A 22,890-nucleotide genomic window follows, 5' to 3' on the forward strand; every position below is an offset into this window, starting at 1 on the left:
GGACGGGTGGAAGACTCGGACCATATCTCCTCGACACGCGCTACCAGGATCTCGATGAGCCCGGCGGCCAGGTCTACGCGGCCCACCACGTGGACACCGGCCGCCCCGCGCTCGTGCTCGTGCCGAAGCCCGAAGACACCTGGGCACCTCGCAGCGACTGGACCGCGCGAGTCACCTCCCAGGTGTCTCCTCCCTTCCTCGCCACGGAGCTGGAGCGACCTCCTCCGGCCGACACCGACGCCCTCTCCGATGTGGGCCTGGGATTCATCCGGCTCGCGGGGGCCATGACCGCCGTGGAGGACCGGAAGGAGGCGAACACCGCGTTCTCCCAAATGCCCACGCCCCCGCCCAGCGAGAGACACACGACACGGGTACCGGGCTGTCGGCACGTGAGGACGGGTGCACTCGTCGCGGGAGTGCTGGTGCTGGTGGCCGTAGTGCTCTGTTCCCATGGTCTTGGTTCTCCGGTGCGGGGAGCGGACACGACCGAGCCCACGCCCGCCGAGCCCACCTTCTGGGCCGACCAGACAGACGTCGATTCCGCCATTGGCTACCCCATGCCCAAGGACCCGTTCCCCGGGCAGCTGAAACCTCCGTGCGGCAGTGAGGCCTACGTGGAAATCCGGGGCGCCTGCTGGCACCAGGGAAGGCACGATGCACCCTGCCCCAAGGGCACCGCCGAATACGAGGGCAAGTGTTACATGCCCGTGCGCGCCAAGAAGCCGGAGCCGCGCTCGCTCGAGCCCTGACACCGCGTCCCACCGCCGAGCACGCGCTCCGAGGATGGCTCCCCAAGAGTCGTCTGACACCCTTCTCGGGACGCCACGCAAAGTAAGCATGGAAGTACCTGTTCATGACCCGCTTCGGAGCCGTTCCCCTCTCCCCATGACGACGATCTCCTCGCCCCCTGTCTCTCGTTGGCGCCGCTTGCTGGCGGTGCTGCTCAGCATCACCCCGGGCTGTGGCCACGTGCTGTGGGGCCGCTGGCGGCGGGGGCTCGTGTGGCTGGGAGCCATGTTGTTGGCGCAGGCCTCGCTGCCACTCACGGGCTTCGCCGGGCTGCTGCTCACACTTGGGGTGATCCTCGGCGCGGCGGTGGACGTGGCGAGGCTACCTCCACCGGAGGCGGGCGTACCGCGGCTGGGGCGGGTGCTGCTGACCCTGGTGGGCTTCTGGATGGGGTCCGGCATCGTGGCGAACATGTCCCGGAGGTGGCTGGCCGAGCCCTTCACCATGCCCTCCGCCTCGATGCAGCCCACGCTCCTCCCGGGGGACCAGTTCTATACGGACAAGCGGGTGGCGAGTCCGTGGGGTCGGCCGCTGGAGCGAGGCGAGGTCATCGTCTTCCAGCATCCCGCGCAGCGCGAGCAGCGCTACGTCATGCGCGCGGTGGCGTTGGCGGGTGAGGCGGTGGAGGTGCTCTGCGGACGGCTCTCCATCGACGGCCAGGAGGTGGACAGTCTCCCCTCCAGCGAGGAGGCCTCCTGCCTGGACTCCATGGACTTCCCCACGAGCGACGGGTGCCCGGAGGGCATGGAGCCACGCGAGACGGGGTGCGTGGTGCCCGAGGGACACGTCTTCCTGCTCGGGGACAACCGGGACAACTCCTGGGACTCCCGCTTCTGGGGGCCACTGCCGGTGGAGAACGTGGTGGGCGCGGTGCGCTTCATCCACTTCTCGTGGACACCAGGAGAAGGAATTCGTTGGGCGCGACTCGGCACCCAGGTGCGCTGACCCGGCGCGCCTCCCCACCTGCACCGTTCGCGGTGCGGAGCAATATCGATCGGTCTTGGCGGACGTGAAGAGTGAGGGGGCGGCCCTGGAGCCGCCCCCGCACCTCATGGGCCCACGTTGACGTTCTGGATGATGGCGGTGGCGGCATGGACGTTGAGCCCGAATCGCCCACTGGCGTAGGTGGTGTCAGTGGCGTCGATGACGGGCGTGGTGCCGTCGTTCAGGAACACCTGGAGGCGGGAGCCCTGGGCGACCACCTTGAGGTGGTACGTCCGGCCCGCCAGGATGGGCGTCGAGTACGTGGCGATGTCCCGCCCCGGACGCCACAGCTTGACCACTCCCGTCGTATCCACGTTGGCCGTGTAGTGCTGGGTCGCGTCGGCGTTGGCCCGGAACGTCAGCGCCGCCGCGCCCCCGTAGGTCAGACCTCCGTTGACCACGCGCACGTCGCCCTCATAGGTGAAGTTGCTGCCCGTCTGCGAGCTGAGGAGGAATCCGTCCCCGGACACCGACCCCTGCTTGCCGCCGAGCGACTCGGTCCAGGTGCCCGCGGAGGAACTCCACGGCCCGGTCAGGTTGGTGCGGAAACCGGTGGTATTCACATAGGCGTTCCGCAGGAGGCCCGTGCCATCGAAGACGTTGAACCCGAAGCGCCCACTGGCGTAGGCGGTGTCGGTGGCATCGATGATGGGCGTGGTGCCGTTGTCCAGGAACACCTGGAAGCGGGCGCCCTGGGCGACCACCTTGAGGTGGTACGTCCGGCCCGTCACGATGGGCGCCGGGTACAGTGCGATGTCCCTCCCCGGACGCCACAGCTTGACGCCCATCCCGGCGTGCACGTTGAGCGTGTAGTGCTGGGTCGCGTCCGCGTTGGCTCGGAAGGTCAGCGCCGCCGCCGTCCCACTGACCACGCGCACGTCCCCCTCGTAGGTGAAGTCCGTGCCCGATTGCGCACTCAGATAGAAGCCGTTGGCGGAGCTCCCCGTCGTGCCCTGCTTGCCTCCGGTCACGTCCGACCACGCCCCACCCACCGCCGTCCAGTTCCCGGAGAGGTTGGTGTCGAGCGTGGGCTCGCCCACGCTCCAGGCGGACCCCAGCCGGAAGAGCTGTAGCGAGACCAGCTTCACGCTGCCCCCCTCCGCATAGAGGCGGATACCCTGGCTGGCCGGGGCGGAGTCGAACTTGACGTTGTCGGTCAACGACACCCGGCCGTCGTTGCCGAAGATCTCCAGTTGGCCGCGGTCCACGAGCAGCCGCATCTTCACCCGGCCATTGATGGGCGACATCGCGGCTCCGGACAGCAGCTGCGCGACCCGGTCATACAACACCACGCGATCCGCGGACCCGTCCGCGCGGGCGTGCAGCTTGAAGCCGAAGCGCGATGCCGTGGCCCCCGTGAGGTCGAACTCCGCGAGCAGCTCGTACGTGTCGGCCGAGGTGCCGGCGAGCGGATCCGTCGCCGGGTCGGTGGTGATCGTGCGGTTGGTCCAGGACGCGCTCGAGGTGCGCAGGGACTCGATCTCCGAGATGGGGTAGCGGGTCAGCCGTACGCCCTCGGGGAATGTCTTCAGCTTCAGCTCGGCCGGGAAGGAGGCACTGCCCGTCCAGGTGCTTCCGGTGTTGCTCGGCATCCACGCCATCTGGACCGTCCGCCCGTCGGGCATGTTGCTGAAGACGAGCCCGGCGTAGAACGTGCCTCCGGGGTCGTTGCGGCCCAGGTCCATGCGCTGGGGCACGGTCCACTCCGGCGTGAACGTCGTGCCGTTGAACGCGCCGAGGACGTACTCGCCACTGGCATCGGTCATGACCCATTTGGTGTTGGCCGCGTTGCCGTCCACCGCGAGGGGAAAGAAGTCGGGGCACTCGAAGAGCCAGCCCGCGGAGTACCGGCTGAGGTAGGTCCAGTGCAGCAGGTCCGGCGAGCTGTAGAGGTTCACGCCATTGCCCCCGGCGTCGGACCAGACGACCAGCACCCACCGCGACGTGGGCGCGTGCCAGATCACCTTGGGATCACGGCTGGTGCCCGCGAGGGTGATCACCTTGCGGCCGCTGTCGTACGTCTGAAACGTGCGGCCCGCGTCGTTGCTGTAGTGGACGATGACCCCGTTGGTTCCGGAGAACACGACGAAGGGCGACTCGCTCCCGGTGCGCAGGCCGGAGGTGTTGTTGACATCGACCACCCCGTTGCCGGACCACAGGTCCCCGGGGTGCACATCGGGCTCGAGTGCCATCGGCTTCTGGGTCCAGTGCACCAGGTCCGGGCTGGTGGCGTGGCCCCAGTGCATGGTGTCCCATGCCAGCCCGTGCGGGTTGTGCTGGAAGAAGAGGTGGTAGGTGCCATTGTAGTACAGCGGCGCGTTGACATCGTTCATCCAGCCCCCCCGAGAACTGAAGTGGAACTGGCCGCGGTATGGCTCGGTGTACGCGGTCGCGGGATACGGAAACTCGGGGTAGTCGGCCACCGAGCCGGCATGGCTCGACGAGACCGGCAGGGCGACGGCGAGCGCCGCGAGCATCAGGGGGACGACATCTCGAATGGGTCTGGGATTCACGGGCGCGGCCCTCGCGACGGCGATGGAAAGGAAGGACGCACTCTACAAAACCTTGAAAATCGATAAACAAAATCAACCTGTAAAAACCGACTGAAGGAGCCATGAGCGAAGAACAGTTGACGGGAGACCCACTCACGGTGGCGCTCGCCCGCTCTGGGCACACGCCCTCTGCGCAGGCCCCTGCCCCGAGGGAGCTGAGCAAAGCCGAGTGGGTCGTTCCAGGCGCGTGGTTCGAGGCCCCGTTCCTCCGGTCGGAACGGAGCCCTTGGTTCAGTAGCAGAGATAATCGTCATTCCATCCGTTGGGGTCGGCGGGCTCGCTCACGAGCGTGCACCGCATGCCGCTGATGGGCCCTACGTTGCTGGCGCGGGTTCACCGGCGAGATGAACATCGACCAGTTCTGCGTCAGGCTAGAGCCGCCCCAAGGTAGAAGTTCCTTTCCTGGCGGAGACCGAGCTGGCCACGGAGTACTCCTTCGATGGAGAAATGGGCTGGGATGATACGACGACCTCTACGACAGAGCTTGGGACGGCCATCTCCTATCAGATGGTAGTGCCGGCAATGAGCAAGAAGCGCATCGATCTGCTCTACTACCGCACCCAGTCGGAGAGCAGCTATAGCGCACAGGCTCAAGTCGCCTTCACCATCAAGCTCGAGGGCCATCTGCGCAGTGTGGTTGGCAACGGCCACGTCAACCATCCGACCGACGAGGCGCCCTTTTCAGTGTCCTTTGGGGACAACACCCGCTCGGGTTTCGAGGACATCCTCGACAAGTACAACCATCGGCAAATCAATGGTTATCCAGAATGGGACTGGAGCTGGATGCGGATCAACTTCAGTCCCGTGCTGGATGAAGTCATTCCCTTCTTCGACGGCGGCGTTGCCATTCCGATAAGCGGTAAGTTCAGCAAGATCGCCGGCGGCATCACCTACATCAAGGAATATCCGGCTGAGCCGCTGTGACGTAGGGAAGGGAGAGGCCCTGCTGCGGCCGGTGAGCCGCGGCAGGGAGGGCGGGAAGCCCATCCTCTGCTCAACCGCCCTGGAGGAACGCCTTCACGCGGGCCTGCGCGTAAAGCGACGAAGTCCGGTGCGGATGGGTCGGCCTGTTGCTCGCTGGTGTTTTGCTGGGCCCACGTGCGACGCGATTTGTGGAGGCCGAGAAGGTGGCCCTCGCGTGCACCGAGGTGCTGGCGCTCATTGGCCAGCGTATGCCATGGAGGCCGACCTGTCCGACCCGCACGTGATTTCATGCTCATCAACGCCCTGGGGCATCCACGTCACTCCCCACCTTCTTGGAGAGGTTGGCGCGCAGGTACTGCTGAGGGAGGATGGCTTCCTCCGTCCACGCCGAATCTCTTTCCGGCTCGAGTCCCGCGTTTCGAATTCTTTGACACCCTCCCGGGGGACATCGGGGCTATGCTCGCTCGCCTCGAACCGAGCCCATACTTCCAGGAGACATGAAATGAGCAAGAGACCGATCCGAATCATCCAGTGGGGTTGCGGCTTGATGGGCCAGACCCTCATTCGTACCCTGCGCGAGAAGGGCGCCGAGTTGGTGGGGGCCATCGATCACAACGCGGCCCGCCGGGGCCGGGATGCGGGAGAGGTCGCCGGGCTCGGCCAGGCGCTCGGCGTGCGCATCCACCCTCCCGAGGAGGCCGACGCCGTCTTCCGCGAGGCCCAGGCCGATGTGTGCATCCTGTGCACGCGCAGCATCATGAGCGAGCTGGCCGGCGCCCTGCGCGTGGCCGCCCATCACGGCGTCAACGCCATCACCATCGGAGAGGAGGCGTTCTATCCCTGGACCACCTCCAAGGCGCTCACCGAGGAGCTGGACCTGCTCGCCAAGGCCAACGACTGCACCCTCACCGGCTCGGGCTTCCAGGATGTGTTCTGGGGCAACCTCATCACCGTGCTGGCCGGCGCCACCCACCGCATCGACCGCATCGTGGGGCTGACCCAGTACAACGCCGATGACTACGGGAGCGCGCTGGCCCAGAAGCATGGTGTTGGGCTCGATCCGGAGACCTTCGCGGCCAGGATTGGCGCGAGCAACGCACCCTCCTATGTCTGGAATTCCAATGAGTGGCTGTGCGCCCAGCTAGGCTGGCGCGTGCGCGACATCCGCCAGCAACTGCTGCCCACCACCCATACCGGGACGTTGCGCTCGGCGAGCCTCGGCCGTGAGGTTCCCGCCGGGCATGCCACGGGCATGAAGGCGGTGGTGGTGACGGAGACGCACGAGGGCCCGGTCATCGAGACGCACTGCGTGGGCAAGCTCTACGCGCCCGGCGAGGTGGACCTCAACGAGTGGACGCTGCGGGGTGAGCCCAACACCACGGTAACCATCCGCCAACCAGCGACGCCCGCGCTCACGTGCGCCACCGTGCTCAACCGCCTGCCCCAACTGCTGGCCGCACCTCCGGGTTTCGTCACCACCGATCGCTTCACGCCCTCCACTTATGTTCTCCGATTGGAGACGGAGGCGTAGGGCGCCGCGGCTCCCGCTGGCCCCGCGGCTCTCACGGAGCCGCGGGTGGCTAGCTCATCCGCACTACTTGAGAAACGGAAACGCCCTGGCCGGATTGGGCGAGCAGCCTCCGTTGAGGCACACCACGTCGAGTTCCGGGTTGATGCCCAGGGCCGGGTTCCTACAGTCGTCGGTCGTGCCGCACGGCACCGCGGGAGACAGGCCCAGCACCCGGTATTCGGCCGTGCAGGCGCCATCACCAAACACCAGCGAGCCCTCGAACGTGGTTCCCGGAGCCGACGGCGAGGAGTACACGGACACGTTGCTGAACTGGTAATCCACCGTCCGCGCGGGCAAGGGGCCGCCGCTGGCGTCCTCCACGGCCCGGGCCTCGATCGTGATCCGGCTGAAGGACGGCGCCAGGCACACGTCCCGCTCGTCCGGCTCCTGGGAGAACGCCGACAGGGCCGTGGCCAGCGCGGAGGCCCGGAGCGAGCCCGTGGGATCCGTCGGGCTCGAGGGGTCCACCGGAGGGCTCAGCGTCACCCGGGGCCGCCGGGTGCCAGACGTGTCGACGTAGGTCGCCAGTGCGACCGCCGCGAGGGGACGCAGGGCCACGGAGGCCGGTGCCTGGGGCTGCTCGCTCACGGGGACCATGTACTTGTACACCCCGAACTGGTCCGCGGTGAGGGTTTCGCACGACCGGGAGACATCCTCGGGGTTCTTCGGAATGTACGCGACCTGCCAGAGCCCGTCCTGGATCTGGCAGCCGGGAGAGGGCTGTTGCACGGCGCAGCCAGACAGGCCGCCGACCGTGCTCGCCAGGACCATCAGGGTCGCCATCTGCATGTTCATCGCGCGTCGCTCCAATCCACGGGAGGGCTAGAAGGTGTACCTGAGGCCCAGACGGATCTGCCGCGGGCTCTGGTAGGCGGTGGGTTGTTTGAAGTTCTTGTTCACGTCGTCCGCGGACAGCTTGCCGGCGGGCAGGCCCGTGGCGGGGTCGAGGACGGTGACCTGGTCCGCCGTCAGGGCCCCTCCGGCCGTCTTGCCCCCCGTGATGGGGAGCACGCCCTGGAAGGTATAGGCCTCGTCCACGCTCGTGACCTGCTGGAAGTTGAAGAGGTTGAACACGTCCACGCTGAGCGACAGCACGTGCGTCTTGTTCAGGCGGTAATTCATTCCGACATTCGCATCGACGGTGTGCACCCACGGCGTGCGGCCCGCGGAGCCACGGGCCAGGATGAACGCCTCGTTGGGGCCGTAGATCGGGTGCGCGCCGAGGTAGCTGATGGGAACGCCGGAGTTGCCGCGGTACGACAGCCCCAGGCTCGCGCTCAGCTCCCGGGAGAGGTCGAACTCCCTGGCGCCGAACAGCTTGATGGCGTGGGGCCGGTCGAAGGGCAGGAGCCCCTCGCGGTTCTCCATCAGCGTCACCAGATCGAAGTCCGAGTTGAAGTTCGGATCCAGTTGATTGTTCTCCGGGCGGAACAGACCCGAGTAATTGCCATACAACCGTGACCAGGTGTAGCTCGCCTGCGCCAGCCAGCCCTCGCTGAAGGTGTGGATGAGGAACACCGTCACTGCGTCGTAGTCGCGCATCCCCTTGGGGAACTCCTGGGCGAAGCCCACGCCCGGGTTGCCCAGGAAGCGCGAGTTGCCCCCATCCCGGCTCATGTCCTCGATGATCATGTTCATGGAGCGGTGCATGTAGGACGCACCGACGCGGAGGTGGGTCAGCAATTCGTACTCGGCGCCCAGCAGCAGCTCGTCCGAGGACTGGGGTTGGAGGGTGGGCTCCACGGGCACGAGGTCGGCCTTGCCGCCGGAGTGCAGGAAGCTCGGGTCGTAGAGCGCGGGGCCCGCGTCGCCGTTGAACAGCTCCAGGTTGGAGTCCGCCAGGCAGGTGGCCTGACCTTCCCGCGTCGGGAGGGTGGCCGGATCGCACCTGCCCACGCCCGCGGCATGCTTGGCCACATAGCGTGGCTCGAGCGGGAAGGCGCGGTCCAGCACGTTGATGGGCACCTGCTCGTAGTAGCGCGCGAAGTTGGCGTACAGCTTCATGCGGCCGTTGGCCAGCGGATCCACCACCACCCCCAGGCGCGGGGAAAGCTCGTGGGGCAGCATGAAGGCCAGGCTGCCGTCACCGGCGTAGAGCCACTGGGTGTCGTAGCGCACGCCGACGTTGAGCGTCACGCGCTGGCCGATCGTCCAGCTGTCCTGCAGGAAGCCACCCGACGTGTTGCTGCCGGTCACCGTATGCAGGAAGGGCAGGCTGGTGGCCATGTCCGGGCCAGACAGATAGCCATAGCGGCGGACGTCCACCCAGTTGGCTCCATTGGTGGCCTCGAGCAGGTACACGGACCCCGAGTAGGCCTTGAGATTCTCATAACGCAGCAACTCCACGTCCGCGCCCAGCTTGAACACATGAGTGCCCAGGGCCTTGAGCAGGTAGGTGGCCTTGGCGTTGGCCTGGACGCGGTCCAGCCGGGCCGTGTTGATGTAGCCGGGCCCCCCCGCGAGGTACGAGGACACCGGGCAGGCCACGAGCCCCGTCGTCTCCCCGTTCTGGGTGCACGCCGCCCGGGCCTCGGTGAGGTCGGGCTCGTAGGCGTAGATGGGCCGCGGGGCCATGTAGTTGACCGCCGCCAGGCCCGCCAGGCCCGTGGTGGAGCCCACCCGCGAGCCGTCCGAGGGCAGCAGGGACGACGTCTGGTGGAACCAGCCGAGGGTGGCGTCGACGAGGAGTCTCTTGTCGGCGGAGGAGCCCGAGTATTTGAGCGCGGTGGACGTCGTGCTCGATGCCGCCTCGGTATAGAAGCTCTCGGCGGCGGGGTTGCCGGAGAGGAGGGAGGGCACGAGGCCCGTCAACGGGTTGATGGCGAGGGTGTCCCCTCCCCCCGACGTGGTCGGCGTGCCCGAGACGGACAGGGCGAGGTGATGGTCCGGGTTGAACAAATACGTCAGCTTGCCGAGGTACTGCAGGCTTCGCGCCTGGGCGCCGATCCGCCGCACCGAGCCTGGAATCTCCGTGAACAGGTTGATGCCGCGGTCATCTGTCTTCACCACGACCCGGCCCGAGGCGTCGAGTTCCGTCTGGTAGGCGTTGATCGAACGCGTGTGCGTGTAGTGGCTGTAATTGGGAGACACCCCGGCGAAGAACCACAGCTTGTCCTTGAGGAGGGGACCGCCGAGGGTGGCGCCCACGTCGCCCAGCACGTCCAGGGCGTTGCGGCCCGCGATCACCGAGGAGGCGCTGGCCACCTGGGTCCGGGTGGCCTCGAGGGCTCCCGGGGTGACGGTGCCAAAGACGGAACCGTGGAACTCGTTGGAGCCGGACTTCGTCACCGCGTTGAGCACCCCGCCCGTGGAGCGGCCGTACTCCGGCATGTAGCCGCCGGTGATGATGTTGATGTCCTGCACGAACTCCACGCTCAGGGGGCTCGCGTTGACGCCGAAGGCGGGATCGTTGTTGGACAGGCCGTCCACCACGTACCCATTCTCCGGCGAGGTGGTGCCGTTGATGGACACGCCATACGCGTCGTTCTGGGCGCCCGGCGCCAGTTCCGCGAGGCTCTCGAAGGAACGGGCGGCGCCCGCTTTGCCGCCCGGACGGTTCACCGCGATGCGCTGGATGAAGTCCTGGCCGACGTTGAGGCCCGTCGCCGTCGAGCCCACGTCGAGGGTCGGCGCCACGCCCTCGAGGTCGAGCGTGAGGGTCTGCGAGGCGTTCTCGGGCAGCAGTTCCACGTTGACGCGCAGGGTGCGGTCCAGCCGCAGTTGGATGTCCGAGCGGGAGTAGGGGCTGAAGGCCTCCTTGTCGAAGCGCAGGACGTACACGCCCGGCGGCAGTTGGGGAAGGCGGTACTGCCCCTGGGCATCCGTCACCACCGCCTGTTCCCCTTGGAGCCCGGGTGAGGCGGCCGTGACGACCACGTCCGGAACTGGATTCCGGGTCTCGGCGTCGAGCACCGTTCCGAGAATCACGCTGTCCGCGCTCGCCACCGTCCCATAGGACAACCCCGCGGCCACGATCGCTCCCGTGGCTCGGAGACTCCACCTTGCCTTCATGCTGGAAACCCCCGCGACCCCAAAGGGGTGCGAAAATAGCCGAGGCGCACCCGTTGTCACGGTGGATTCTGGCTCTCTGTCGCCTCTCAACCTTTGCTCATGGCGCGAGGCTGTTCATCGCGCTCGAAGAGTCTGGGCAGGTCCTCGCGCAAGGGTTTGGGATCCTCGATGACGTGTCCGCCCTTACGCACCACGTGCAGGCGGGCGCGGTGGGCCCCGCCGCACCAACTTCTCGCTATCATAAGGCGTTCTCGCGGTGAGCCCCACGGCCCCGGCGACATTTCGGTGGGTCGCGCATCCTGGCTCCCAATAAGGAACAAGCCATGCCGACTCTCTTCGATCCGATCCGACTTGGCGCCATCGAGGCGCCCAACCGCATCCTGATGGCGCCCCTGACGCGGGCCCGGGGCACGCGCGAGCACGTGCCCACGCCCATCATGGCGGACTACTACGCACAGCGCGCCAGCGCGGGGTTGATCATCTCCGAGGCCATTGGAATCTCCCAGCAGGGCCTGGGCTGGCCCTACGCCACGGGGCTGTGGTCCGACGAGCAGGTCGCTGGCTGGCGCAAGGTCACCGATGCGGTCCACGCCGCCGGGGGCCGGATCGTGGCGCAGCTCTGGCACATGGGCCGGATCGTCCATTCGAGCTACCTCGGGGGAGCACAGCCGGTCTCGGCCTCCGCGACCACGGCGCCCGGCCGCGCGCACACCTACGAGGGCAAGCAGCCCTATGTGCAGGCACGGCCCCTGCGCCTGGACGAGATTCCGGGCCTGCTCGAGGACTACCGGCGCGCCGCGAGCAACGCGATGAAGGCGGGCTTCGACGGGGTGCAGTTGCACGCCGCCAATGGCTACCTCATCGACCAATTCCTGCGCGACAACTCCAACCTCCGCGACGATGCCTATGGCGGCCCCATCGAGAACCGCATCCGCCTGCTGAGCGAGGTGACTCGGGTGCTCGTCGACACGGTGGGCGCGGACCGCACGGGCGTGCGCCTGTCTCCGAATGGTGACAGCCAGGGCGTCAACGACAGCAATCCCGAGCCCCTGTTCGTCGCCGCCGCCCAGGCGCTGTCGTCCCTGGGCATCGCCTACCTGGAACTGCGCGAGCCGCCACTCGATGGCACCTTTGGCAAGGGGGAGCGGCCGCCCCTCGCGCCGGCGATCCGTCGTGGCTTCAAGGGCGTCTTGATTTTGAACTCGGATTACGACCTGACGCGGGCCCAAGGGGAACTGGACGCGGGCGTCGCCGACGCCATCTCGTTTGGCCGTCCGTTCATCTCCAACCCGGACCTCCCGCACCGTCTGGCCAGGAAGCTGCCGCTCGCCCAGGACAACATGGCGACCTGGTACTCCCAGGGGACGGAAGGCTACGTGGACTATCCCCGCGCCTCCTGACCACGGCCGAAACGAATGGCCCATGGGTTTTCGGGTGATGAAAGGGCTGTTCAGCTGGCTGGACGAAGCGTCTCCAGAATGTCTCCAAAGACGGGAAGCTGGGACGAATGCAACGCGGCCAAGATCCAGGCGCCCTGATGTCACGAGCGGAGTTCGCGTTCCGCCATGATGAAAGCCCGGCCCCCATGGAGGGACCGGGCTTTTGAACGCGTGCTCGCGGAAGGCGGCACGGGACGAGCGGATCAGCCCGCGGGGCAGAACGTCACGTTGAGCTGCCGGCCACCGTTGCAGGTGTAGAAGCCGGCCTGGTTGGCCGCCATGGGGTAGTCGTCGTAGGCGAACGAGTACACCGCGCCGCACTGGTCATGCACCCACTTGGCGTACTGGTTGTAGGGCTTGCCGGTGTTGTAGTACTGGGCCACGTTCGTGCTGTCGGGGTTGTCCACCATGCCGCGCGTGATGGCCGAGCACCACTTGGCGCTCTGGGAGAAGAAGTTGCCCGAGCAGGCGTACACCTGGGGCGTCTTCTCCGAGCCCGGGTTGCACTGGCCGGGGTACTTGCTCGCGCACCGGGCGATCTCGCTGTCCAGGCGGTTGCACACCGAGGCGCGGCGCGGGTCGCTCGAGTACTCCCCGTCGATGCAGAAGGAGCGCGGCGCGAGGCAGATGGTGCCGCCCCCCATGGTGTAGCGCAGCCCGTCCGGACACGCGTTGGCGATGGCCGTGCTCAGCGCGCTGTAGCTCTTGTTGCACTGGGCCATGTTGCAGCCGTTGTTGCCCACGGTGGAGATCTGCATGGGCAGGCCCACGTGGTCCACGTACGTGAGGTTGTAGTAGATGTTCTGCACGCCGTTGCCGTCGGGTCCGAGCGTGAACTCGGCCTTCTCCAGCTCGCGCGGCGAGGAGGGCGAGGGCAGCGTGCGGTAGGCGCTCACGCGGCCGCTGGGGTAGTTGCCCGGCGGGTAGTAGGTGTAGCTGCCGCCGGTGCCGAGGTTGCGGTAGATCTTGTTGCCCGCGCCGTCGCGCTCGAGCGCCACGTCACCCACGCCCGAGAGCACCACGTTGAGGGCGAAGGGACACTTGTTGGTCACCACCACGGGGACGGTGCCGGCCGGGCCACCGCCACCGCCCGTGCTCCCGCCGACCTTGTCGAAGGTCCAGTGCTGGTTGGCGCCCCCCGTGTACGGGTACTGCACGAGGATGGTCCCGTTGTCCGCCGAGCCCCAGTACAGATCAATCGCCATGTCCGTGTGGCGCGGGTGGAAGCTGAACTGGTTGTTGCCGCGGGCGATGAACCGGAACTGCTGGTTGTTGCCGCCCACGTAGGACCACTGGTGGAGGACGGCGTTCTGCGCGGTGCTCACCTCCGCGATGTCGAGCGCCTTGCCGCTGTTGACGTTGATGATCTTCCAGTAGCCGTCCGACGTCGGGGACAGGTGGAAGGTCTGCGCGGCGGTGCCATTGCAATCCCACTCCTGCACCTTGGCGCCGTCCGCCGTGCTCGACGAGTCCACGTCGATACACTTGTTGGTCATCGCCGAGCGGATGACATAGTCGCCCTCGGCGATGCTCGAGACGATGGCCGCCTGCGCCATGCTGTCGATGGCTTGCGGCTCGACGACCTGGCCTGCCTGGTCACACGCCACGGTTGAAGTGCACAGCATCACCGCGCCCACCAGCCACGCGGTCTTCTTCGCGGAATAGGCCATGTCTTGCTCTCTCGGGAATGGAGACAGGGAATCGACGGACTCGCTATATACAGGCTGATACGAGACATCACAACTGCTTTAACGACTTTTACGGTTTTCCCTACGATTCCGGCTTGACTCACCGCGTCGACGAGGCCACGCCTTGGAAGTGAGGCGTCACCTCACTGCGCCATTCCCATCCCATGCGGAGGATCGCCATGTCGCGACACTCCATGGCTTCTCACGGAGACGCCCGCGACGATCACCGCTCCCACGACGATCTCCGGAGCCGCGAGGACGCAGACCGACGGGACGGGATGACGAACCCGAGGGGAATCAAGGCGTTAGCGGATAGCGGCTGATGGAGCCTTCGACGGTGGTGTCATACGCATCCAACCGGGCGAGATGTACGTCGCGGCTCCGCGCTTCACCGCCGTCTACGACCGGCACGTCTTCGCGGAGACGAGTCTCACGGAGTGAGAACGAATGGCCCATGGGTTTTCGGGTAGGGTGCTCCGGCGCTCCTGCTCGAACAACCTGATGGAGTTCATCCGATGAAACGAAGTCTGGGTCTCCTGCTGTCCCTCGCCCTGGCGGGTGCGCCCGCGGCGGTCTCCGCCGCGAGCCGCGTGCCGGGCATCACGTCCTCGAGCCGATTCCTGGTCTACTACGGTCAGGACTACGGCCCCACGGTCCTCGCGACCCTGAAGCAGGCGAACCTCGTCGTCCTGCATCCCACCAACTCGGCGCAGCTCACGCCCAGCGTCGTGGCCGAGTTGCAGGGCGCGGGCGTGAAGGTCATCGCCTACATCAGCGTGGGCGAGGACCCGGCGCCGCTCGATGCCGCGGGCAACCCCATTCCCATCGTGGGCAACGGACAGGGGCCGGTGCGCTACACCGGAGGAAGCACGGGGTACGACGCGAGCAAGATCGTGCCGGCCAATGGCGGCGTCGCGTCCTTCTACGTGGACCAGCTCTGGAACTCCAGCCAGGGCCAGTACGTCTCGGATGGGCTGCCGGACGTGAACACGAACTTCGGAGGGTTCTTCATCTGGCCCAATGATGACTGGCGCTGGGTGCTCAACGAGCAGCGCATCGGAGGCGTTCCCTCCACGTCCCTGGCCAATCGCAGCGTAGCGGGCCTCAAGCAACTGGCGGGTGCGCGGACGAGCGCGACGGACACCAATCGCACCCACGACTTCGGCTTCGATGGGTTCTTCCTGGACACCCTCGACACGGCCGGACCGTATGTGAATGCCTGGGGGTATTACGCCTGGGTCGCTCCGGAAATGCAGAAGACGGTGAAGTTCATCCACGACAGCTACCCGGGGAAGATCGTCTTCGCCAACCGGGGGACGTTCTTCTTCAATCCGCTCATCACCAACCCCACCCATGGCATCCGGCCGTACCAATACTCCCTGCGGCCCTACATCCATGCCGCCCTGTTCGAGAGCTATGCCCTCGACAGTGATGCCTCCCACACCGGCCTGAGTCCCTACCTGCCCGTCAACCGGGACAACTACGCGCAGAAGCTCATGGCCGAGGCCAACCGTCCCGACGGCTTCACCGTCTTCAGCCTCGACTACGACATGGGCCGTGGCGCGGCCCTGTCCGCGCAGGCGCGCCAGGAGACCGCCATCAAGAACGGCTGGGTGGAGTACATCGCGCCCACCGGCCAGTTGGACACCCTGGGCACCTATGTCGCCACCCATCCGCCCGCGGCCGATACCGCCGCGCCCGTCTGGGACAGCACCGCCGCCTATGCCGAGGTCATCAATCCTGCCTTTCCGGACGTGCCGGACCGCGTGGGCGTCCAGAGCCTGTCCCTCACGTCACGGCCCGGAGAGGTCGTCGTCCACTGGGACGTGGCGCGCGATCAGAGCCTCCCGGTCCGCTACAACATCTACCGCTCCACCTCGTCCACCTTCAGCAATCCGGTCAAGTATGCCCAGGTGAACTTCGAGGTCGGGGAGGGCTGGTCCACGGATCCGACGACGAAGTTCGCCAACCAGTACACCCTCACTGGCCTGACGCCCGGGACGCACTACTTCCGGGTCCGCGCGGAGGACAGCGCCAGCGTGCCGCACGAGGACACCAACACGGTGACCCTGTCCATCACGGTGCCCACCTACGTGTCCAACCCCAATGCCAGCATCAACGTGAATGGCGATCTCTCCGACTGGGCCGCGTTGACGTCGTTCGCGGTGGACCCCCAGGACGCCACGGCGTCCGGTGACGTGGCGGACTGGGCCCGGGCCTGGCTCGCCCACGACGCCAACAACCTCTACCTCGCCCTCCAGAACCACGTCTCCATCACCCAGCTCAACGCCGCCTTCTCGGTGTACCTGGACACCGACAACACCCGCTCCACGGGCTTCCGGGGGGGAGGGGACCAGTTCCCCGTGGGCGCCGAGTTCGTCCTCCTGGGCACGAGCCTCTACCGCTACACGGGCACGGGTTTGGATTGGCAGTGGACCCTGGTGGGAACGGCGGGCTTCAGCTGGGGCGGCCTGAACGCCGAGCTCTTCGTCCCGCGGGCCTGGGTGAACAATCCCTCCGTCATCAACCTGTTCTTCCTGGGAGACAATCCCTCGCTGGGTGGAACCACCGTGGATGCCTACCCGGACGCGGCCTTGAACCCCCAGGGCGCGGTGCGCTCGTTCCTCTACCAGTTGCAGTAGGCCTCCCTTGAAAGACGGGTCTCCGCTACCGGGGACCCGTCTTTCATGCGCCCAGGCGGCGAGCGGGCTTACGGCACGGTGGCGCCAATGGCCTCGGCGCGCTCCCAGACCTGGATGTAGCCCTCGGCGGAATTCATCAGCGGCTCCAGATCCTGGCTGCGCAGGCCCTGGCGGCGGAGATCCGCGATGAAGTCCGGCATCATGCCCGCGTGGGCCACGCCATCCTCGTTGATGTCGAACACCTTGTTGCCCACCACGCTGCGCTCCAGCTTCGTGACGCTGTTCTCCACGGCGATGCTCAGCGGGTAGCTCGTGCGCGCCACCTGCGCGGCGGAGCTGCCGCCGTGGCACGCCTCAGCGCCAAAGCGGGGGCTCGGCATGCCAGCGAAGCCGTTGAAGTCCGAGCCGAAGCCGATTGACACCCCGCTCAGCTCCTTCGTCACATAGAGGTACGCCTGGGCCCAGCTCTGCGAGGTGCTGCCGCACTGGTGCTCCACCACCGGCTGACCCGCGCCGCGCCAGGTGGGAATCTCGTCGCGATTGCCCTGGTCCAGGATGAGCGACACCATGCCGCCCACCTGGCGGATGCGCTGGAGCTGCTCCGACTTGAGGCTGCCCTCGTGGCGCTTGTTGCCGCGGGCCGTCTCGAACAGCGTGGTGTGGCCGCTCACCACCGGGTAGCCGTAGGGCTCCACCATCCCCAGCGTGTCATCGAAGGCCAGCTTCGACATGTGGTCGATGTCGATCAGCATCTTCCGGCGCATCATCCCCTGCACCAGCGTGCGGCCCAGGGCCGTGAGCCCCTGCGCGCCACAGATGGGATCCTTGGCGATGTCTCGCTTGTAGACGTAGCCCTCCTGCTTGCAGTCGCGAGAGTCTCCCTCGGTCGCGATACTGGTGAGCGCCGAGCCCGCGAACGCGTTCTGCTTGAAGTGGACGGGGAAGAGGTGGCGCAGGCCCATGGCCTGGTAATGGTCCAGCCGCTCCTCCACATACGCGCTCGTGCACGAGCCGTTGCGGCGACAGTCGAAGAGGTAGTCCACCTCGGCGCCCAGCACCACCGCCAGCTTGCCCTGAGCGATGACGGTACGGGCCTCCGCGGGAGACTTCACGATGCGGAACCAGCCGCGCCCCGCGCCGCCCGCCTTGTTGTCGAGGTAGCCCTGCATGGCGTAGGCCTCGGCGATCTGGAGCTCCACCGCCTCCATGTCCTCTCCCGTGCGGCCCGGCGCCTTGGTGGCATAGATGGGGAAGCCGAAGATGTCCTGGTTGTTGACGGCCAGCATCACCATCAGCCGCAGGCCGCCCTGCACGGAGCGATAGAGCCAATCCTCATACATGGACTGGTGCGTGTAGCTGTTCCAGCGGGGCCAGCCGTCGTACTGTGGATAGCCGCCCACCAGATGGCCCGCCCCACCCGTGCCGTAGCCGAGGGTCGCCATGATGCTGCCGAAGGAGTCCCGAGTGCCCCCCGGCCCGTGGACACTGTCGCACCACGGCAGGGCGGTGCTGAGGGGACCATAGGCCTTGCCGAAGAAGGCCTGGCCGCCGAAAGCGAGGTTGGCGAACGGGTGCGCATGGAGATCCGCGAAGCCCTTCGCGGGCGCCTTGCAGGTGCAGGTGACGCCGGTGTCGCCCTGCTCGGAGGCGACGTCGGTGCAGGCCAGGCAGGTGCCCGCATGAGGGCCACTGGTGACCAGCCCCTTCACACACGTGCCGCGCTGGCCCCAGTTGGCGTCACGGTTGGCGCAGAAGGCTTCACAGCTCACCGAGCCGGTGTTGCCGGGCTTGGAGAAGGTACCAGCCGGGAGGGAGGAGTTGCACTCCGTCACCGGGTTGCAGGTGGTGTCGTTCACCTCGAACTCGCCCCACATGCCGGAGGTGCCCTTGTTCACGCAGCGCGTAGGGCGCAGGAAGGTGTAGCCGGCCACGGTGGCGCCGGAGGCCTGGCACGCGTTCTCCCAGGAAGTGTTGGGAGGAATGTTCATCAGCTGCGCCGAGTACTGGCGCCGGCCCGAGTCGGTGCAGCGATCCTGTTTGAAGGTGCTCCAGTTGGGATTGCACGAGCTGTCGGGCACGTCGAACTCGCCCCACATGTTGGTGCTGGTCCTCACGCAGCGGTTCGGCCGTGCGTACCAGCGCCCATCAATGGTGGCGCCCGTGTTCGCGCAGGCGGACTCCCACGAGGTCCCCGAGGGAATGCCCCAGAGGACGGAGGACTTCTGACGCTGGCCGAGACCCGTACAGGCGTCCGACTGGAAGGTTCCCCAATAAGGAGCGGCGAGTGCTTGTGAGGTGGAACACAGCACCCACCCCATCAGGGCAAGGCGAAGCATCTTCATCATGGCGTGGTGACTCCAGAGGTGCCTGGGTAGGCTCTGTCCCCAGAGTACCTGCGAACAAGGCGTTCGCGGACTCTTCCTTCGCCGAGGACGACTTGCTTCTCGGTGTCTCATCCAACGCCTGGGCGAGGCGGAGGAGCGAAAGTGACAGCCCTCCGGAGAAGCGGTGGGGCCGTGCACCTGGCCCCACCGAGTGCCTGTCATCGACACCCACTGACCACGAGGCTCAGGGCGTGTACAGCTCCGCCGACATCCCTCCCTTTCCCCCCGAGACGAGCACCTTGCCGTCGAGCAGCAGCGTCGCCGTGTGGTTTTCGCGACGCCCAGCCATGGAGCCGGCATCGCTCCAGGCGTCCAGGGCCGGGTCGTACACCTCCGCCACCGGTGTGTCGCCTCTGTTTCCCCCCGAGATGAGCACCCTACCGTCAGGGAGCAACGTCGCCGCGTGGCCCTCATGAGGCGAGAGCATGGCGCCAGTAGCGCGCCAGGTAGCCGTGGCCGGATCGTACATCTCCGCCGACACGGGGCATCTCGCGCTGCCGCATCCCGAGACGAGTACCTTGCCGTCGGGCAGCAGCGTCGCCGTGTGGCCACGGCGAGGCAAAATCATGGAGCTGGCAGCGCTCCAGGTGTCCGTGGCCGGGTCGTATATCTCCGCCGTCGCGAGGTCGCCGCCACCGGAAGCATGTCCCCCCGAGACGAGCACCTTGCCGTCGGACAGCAGCGTCGCCGTGTGGCCAGCACGGAGCGAGACCATGGAACCGGCAGCGCTCCAGGTGCCGGTGACCGGGTCGTATACCTCCGCCATCGCGAAGGTACTGCCGCCACTGTATCCCCCCGTAACGAGCACCTTGCCGTCGGGCAGCAGCGTCGCCGTGTGGCGATAGCGAGGCGAGGCCATGGAGCCCGTGGCACTCCAAGCGCCCGTGGCCGGGTCGTACACCTCCGCCGTCCGGTGCAAGTAGATCGGGCCACTCCCCTCCCCCCCGGCGACGAGCACCTTGCCGCCGGGCAGCAGCGTCGCCGTGTGGCCAGAGCGAGACACGGCCATGGAGCCGGTAGCGATCCAGGTGCCCATTGCCGGGTCGTATACCTCCGCCGTCGCGAGGTGGACGCTCGAGTACATCCCCGCCCCCCCCGAAACGAGCACCTTGCCGTTGAGCAGCAGCGTCGCCGTGTGGCTTCCGCGAAGCCCGGCCATGGAGCCCGTCGAGGCCCACTCACAGGACGGCAGCCTCTTGACCAGGAAGCGCCTCACTGACTTCTGGTTGAAGGCGTTGGTGACCGTGGCGGTGAGGGTCGCGGTACTGCCCGCGGTGATACAGGAGGGAGCCGTCCAGGTAATGCGGCTGGTGGATGCACCGGTGGCCGGTGCGCCAGGCGAGCCCGTGGTGGCGGTCCAGGAGAAGCCGAGCGCGGAGCCCTCGGGGTCCAAGGCATCCACCTCGAAGGTGAGCACCTGGCCGGGGGTGGCCGTCTCCGAGGAGCTGGAGGCCCGGGTGATGACGGGATTGAAGTGGCTGGGAGTAGAGGGGGTGAGATCCATCTTCAGCACGAAGGAGGTGGAGGAGCACGTGTTCACCCGCCCCATCCCGAAGTCCACGGTGCCCTCGAACGCGCCCCCCAGCAGCAGGTTTCCCTCGGGGTCGACGCCTAGTTCGGCTCTCCAATAGTTTCCAAGCACTGTTCCGTCCACCGCACTGAGCGCCGGGAGGACGTAGTCCCTCAGATACCTTCCCTGTGGATCGTACCAGGCCACGAACACACCCCGGCCTCTGGACTGACGGATCCCACCGCCCAGGTCGACACTGCCCTCGAATGTCCCGGTGACCAGTGCGTTGCCCGCGGCGTCGACCCCCAAGCCATCCACACCCCAGTCTGTGAAGATGTGGCTCCAGAGCTCATCGCCATCCGCGGAGAGCTTGGAAAGTATTGTCTCTCCACTCCCGTTATTCATCAGCACCAACACCGACCCTGCTCCCGCCACCTTCAGGTACGGAGGGTTTCCTCCTTCCCCATTTATCCGACCTGCGCTCCGGGCCCAGAGTTCCTTGCCCGTGAGGCCATCGAGCTTCATGACGAGAGCACTCAGGTAAACGTTCACCACCAGCAGGACATTGCCCGCCTCATCCGCGTCGAGGGAGATGGCATAGTACAACGTGCCGAGGTTCCGGATGCTCCGGCTCCAGAGGGGCGCCCCCGTGCCCGCGTCGAGCTTCGCCACGTAGATGGCATCGTACCCGTACCTCGCCAGGAGGAGGACATTGCCTGCCGCGTCCGTGGCCACGGCCCCACCGCCGAGCCCGTCCCCCTCCGCGGGGAATTGCTGGGCCCACAGCAAGCGGCCATTGGGAGCGAACCTGGCCACGAAAACGTGCGGGGAGCCTTGGCTGAGCAGCGAGACACCATCGATGAGCAGGGGACCAACGAACGACCCCGACACCACCACGCCCCCCATCGCGTCCACGGTGATGCTCTCCTTCGCCGTGTAATAGGAGGAGCGGCTGTAGATATCGAGGAGTTTGGCCCAGACGGGTTGACCCCTGGCATCCACCTTCACCAGGAGCAGATCGTCCTCGTCTCCCGTGAAGACCTCGCCGCCGATGGTGGTGGTGCCACTGAATGTGCTCAGGGTCAGCGTGTTGCCTTCGCCGTCCACATCCATGCCCAGCATCGCCGTGGAGGACGTGCAACTCACGCCATTGGTGTCCACTGCCCAGAACCACTGGGACACGGGCTCGCATTCTTCGTTCATGCCATCGCAGTTGTCGTCCTCGAGCGTCGAGCAGGTCTCCGGCACGGGAAGCCGTTGCCCCCGACAGACGACGCGGCCGAACATGTCACACGCCACCGTCCCGTCATGGCAGAAACCCACCCCTTGAGTCTCGATGGCGCCGCCATAGCAGGGCGAGCCCTCCAGATCGGAACAGCTGCAGTCCTCGTTCACCACGCCATCGCAGTCGTCATCGAAGGGAGTCCGGCAGCTCTCGGCCGCTGGCAGCACGTCCCCCTGGCAGGCGCTCCACTCCGTCCCGATGACGTTGCACTGCCGGCGGCCAGCCCGGCACGACCCCTTTCCCTCTGTTCCCGCCGGCCCCGGGTACGCGCATGCCTCGTAGGCACCCGGCGTGCAGATGACGTCCTCCAGGGTGAGTTGGACCTCGGTGCAGGGGCCGCTGCCACACACGGCCGCATCCGCCGTCCCCGTCACCGTCACCATGCCCGTGGCGAACTCACCGGCCAGTCCCGCGAAGACGTTGGCCGTGTGACCTCGCTTGATCTCGATGCACACCCGGCCACCGGCACTGACCACGGGCCAGCTCACTCCCGAGTAGCTGGTCCCCTGGGCGTACACCGCCACCCCCTCGACGGGCGTTCCTTTCCCATCCACCACGAGCACGTTCACACAGCTCTTGTCCGTCCACGGCGCATCACAGTTCCACCAGGTGAAGTGCTTCACCTGGGCAACCCAGGCCAGCCTGTCTGGCTGCGTCGAGGAGGGTTGAATGCGCCCCTCCCCTTCCTCGCGCCACTGGCCCTCGTCCAGGTCGAACCACCACGCCGGGACACTGTCCCCCGCGTGGAACTGGCTGGCCAGGGCCTCCGGGAGGACGAACTCCAGGGTGGCCGATTTCCCCGTCGCCAGTTGCACGGGGGCCCCGTTGCTCCACAGGCTCACCTCCGCCATGAAGAAGCTCTCCAGTTGCACCGTCGCGCCATCCGCCACACGGGTGGCCTCCAAGGGCCCCGGCATGGCCGCCAGCTGGGTCGTCGGATCCAGCGGAACGATGGTGACATTGACGGTGCCCGTGACGGGCTGACCCAGTGCATCCACGACCGCGTCGGGGGGAATGGTGACACGCACCCGCGGCGTCTGGATGATGCCACCCTGCTCGGCCTGGAAGGGAATGGGACTGGGCAGTGGGAGCAGCTTCACCCGGGCTCCAGC

At 66.9% G+C, this 22,890-nt stretch carries 12 protein-coding genes and 1 pseudogene; 6 read left to right on the top strand and 7 right to left on the bottom strand.

The window, feature by feature from the left end:
* Positions 1-89: 89 nt before the first annotated feature.
* Both CYFUS_RS45620 and lepB read left to right on the top strand, forming a co-directional pair.
* Positions 90-749, top strand: coding sequence for a protein kinase (locus CYFUS_RS45620; protein ID WP_157759034.1), 660 nt, complete (start codon positions 90-92; stop codon positions 747-749).
* 136 nt (positions 750-885) lie between these two features.
* On the top strand, positions 886-1,734 hold the full coding sequence (gene lepB, locus CYFUS_RS45625; protein WP_157759035.1) for a signal peptidase I: 849 nt from the start codon (positions 886-888) through the stop codon (positions 1,732-1,734).
* A 104-nt stretch (positions 1,735-1,838) separates the two neighbouring features.
* Here the strand turns inward: lepB and CYFUS_RS45630 are convergent, their stop codons facing one another.
* Positions 1,839-4,286, bottom strand: a complete 2,448-nt coding sequence (locus tag CYFUS_RS45630; RefSeq protein ID WP_232537185.1) for a GH32 C-terminal domain-containing protein — start codon at positions 4,284-4,286, stop codon at positions 1,839-1,841.
* A 438-nt stretch (positions 4,287-4,724) separates the two neighbouring features.
* Between CYFUS_RS45630 and CYFUS_RS45635 the strand changes: the two are divergent.
* Together CYFUS_RS45635 and CYFUS_RS45640 are read left to right on the top strand one after the other, a co-directional pair.
* Positions 4,725-5,249: pseudogene (locus CYFUS_RS45635) on the top strand (aerolysin family beta-barrel pore-forming toxin); the annotation flags it as partial.
* A 502-nt stretch (positions 5,250-5,751) separates the two neighbouring features.
* Complete coding sequence (locus CYFUS_RS45640; RefSeq protein ID WP_095990939.1) at positions 5,752-6,780, top strand: dihydrodipicolinate reductase; 1,029 nt, start codon at positions 5,752-5,754, stop codon at positions 6,778-6,780.
* 63 nt (positions 6,781-6,843) lie between these two features.
* On the opposite strand, the gene CYFUS_RS45645 is transcribed toward CYFUS_RS45640, so the two are convergent.
* The 3 genes from CYFUS_RS45645 to CYFUS_RS51435 all read right to left on the bottom strand — a co-directional run bounded on the left by CYFUS_RS45645 (position 6,844) and on the right by CYFUS_RS51435 (position 11,072).
* On the bottom strand, positions 6,844-7,614 hold the full coding sequence (locus tag CYFUS_RS45645) for a hypothetical protein (protein WP_095990940.1): 771 nt from the start codon (positions 7,612-7,614) through the stop codon (positions 6,844-6,846).
* Between the two features lie 27 nt (positions 7,615-7,641).
* Positions 7,642-10,830 carry a TonB-dependent receptor gene (locus tag CYFUS_RS45650; RefSeq protein ID WP_095990941.1) on the bottom strand — a complete coding sequence of 1,063 codons (3,189 nt, stop codon included), beginning with the start codon at positions 10,828-10,830 and terminating at the stop codon, positions 7,642-7,644.
* Positions 10,831-10,916: 86 nt separating this feature from the next.
* Positions 10,917-11,072, bottom strand: coding sequence for a hypothetical protein (locus CYFUS_RS51435; RefSeq protein WP_157759036.1), 156 nt, complete (start codon positions 11,070-11,072; stop codon positions 10,917-10,919).
* A gap of 81 nt (positions 11,073-11,153) precedes the next feature.
* On the opposite strand from CYFUS_RS51435, the gene CYFUS_RS45655 reads away from it, so the two are divergent.
* The gene (locus CYFUS_RS45655; RefSeq protein WP_095990942.1) at positions 11,154-12,230 is read left to right on the top strand and encodes an alkene reductase; all 1,077 of its coding nucleotides are present in this window, start codon (positions 11,154-11,156) and stop codon (positions 12,228-12,230) included.
* A gap of 242 nt (positions 12,231-12,472) precedes the next feature.
* Here CYFUS_RS45655 and CYFUS_RS45660 read toward each other — a convergent pair whose 3' ends face one another.
* The gene (locus CYFUS_RS45660) at positions 12,473-13,939 is read right to left on the bottom strand and encodes an RICIN domain-containing protein (protein ID WP_095990943.1); all 1,467 of its coding nucleotides are present in this window, start codon (positions 13,937-13,939) and stop codon (positions 12,473-12,475) included.
* 533 nt (positions 13,940-14,472) lie between these two features.
* Here CYFUS_RS45660 and CYFUS_RS45665 point away from each other — a divergent pair.
* Positions 14,473-16,599 (top strand): fibronectin type III domain-containing protein, encoded by a 2,127-nt coding sequence (locus tag CYFUS_RS45665; protein WP_095990944.1) that lies wholly within the window; start codon positions 14,473-14,475, stop codon positions 16,597-16,599.
* Positions 16,600-16,667: 68 nt separating this feature from the next.
* On the opposite strand, the gene CYFUS_RS45670 is transcribed toward CYFUS_RS45665, so the two are convergent.
* Entirely contained in the window at positions 16,668-18,944 is a 2,277-nt protein-coding gene (locus CYFUS_RS45670) for a membrane dipeptidase (protein ID WP_095990945.1), read from the bottom strand.
* A gap of 223 nt (positions 18,945-19,167) precedes the next feature.
* Positions 19,168-22,878 (bottom strand): kelch repeat-containing protein, encoded by a 3,711-nt coding sequence (locus CYFUS_RS53545; RefSeq protein WP_232537187.1) that lies wholly within the window; start codon positions 22,876-22,878, stop codon positions 19,168-19,170.
* Between the last annotated feature and the right edge of the window lie 12 nt (positions 22,879-22,890).

This window comes from Cystobacter fuscus (assembly GCF_002305875.1).
In the GTDB taxonomy this organism is placed as follows: domain Bacteria; phylum Myxococcota; class Myxococcia; order Myxococcales; family Myxococcaceae; genus Cystobacter; species Cystobacter fuscus_A.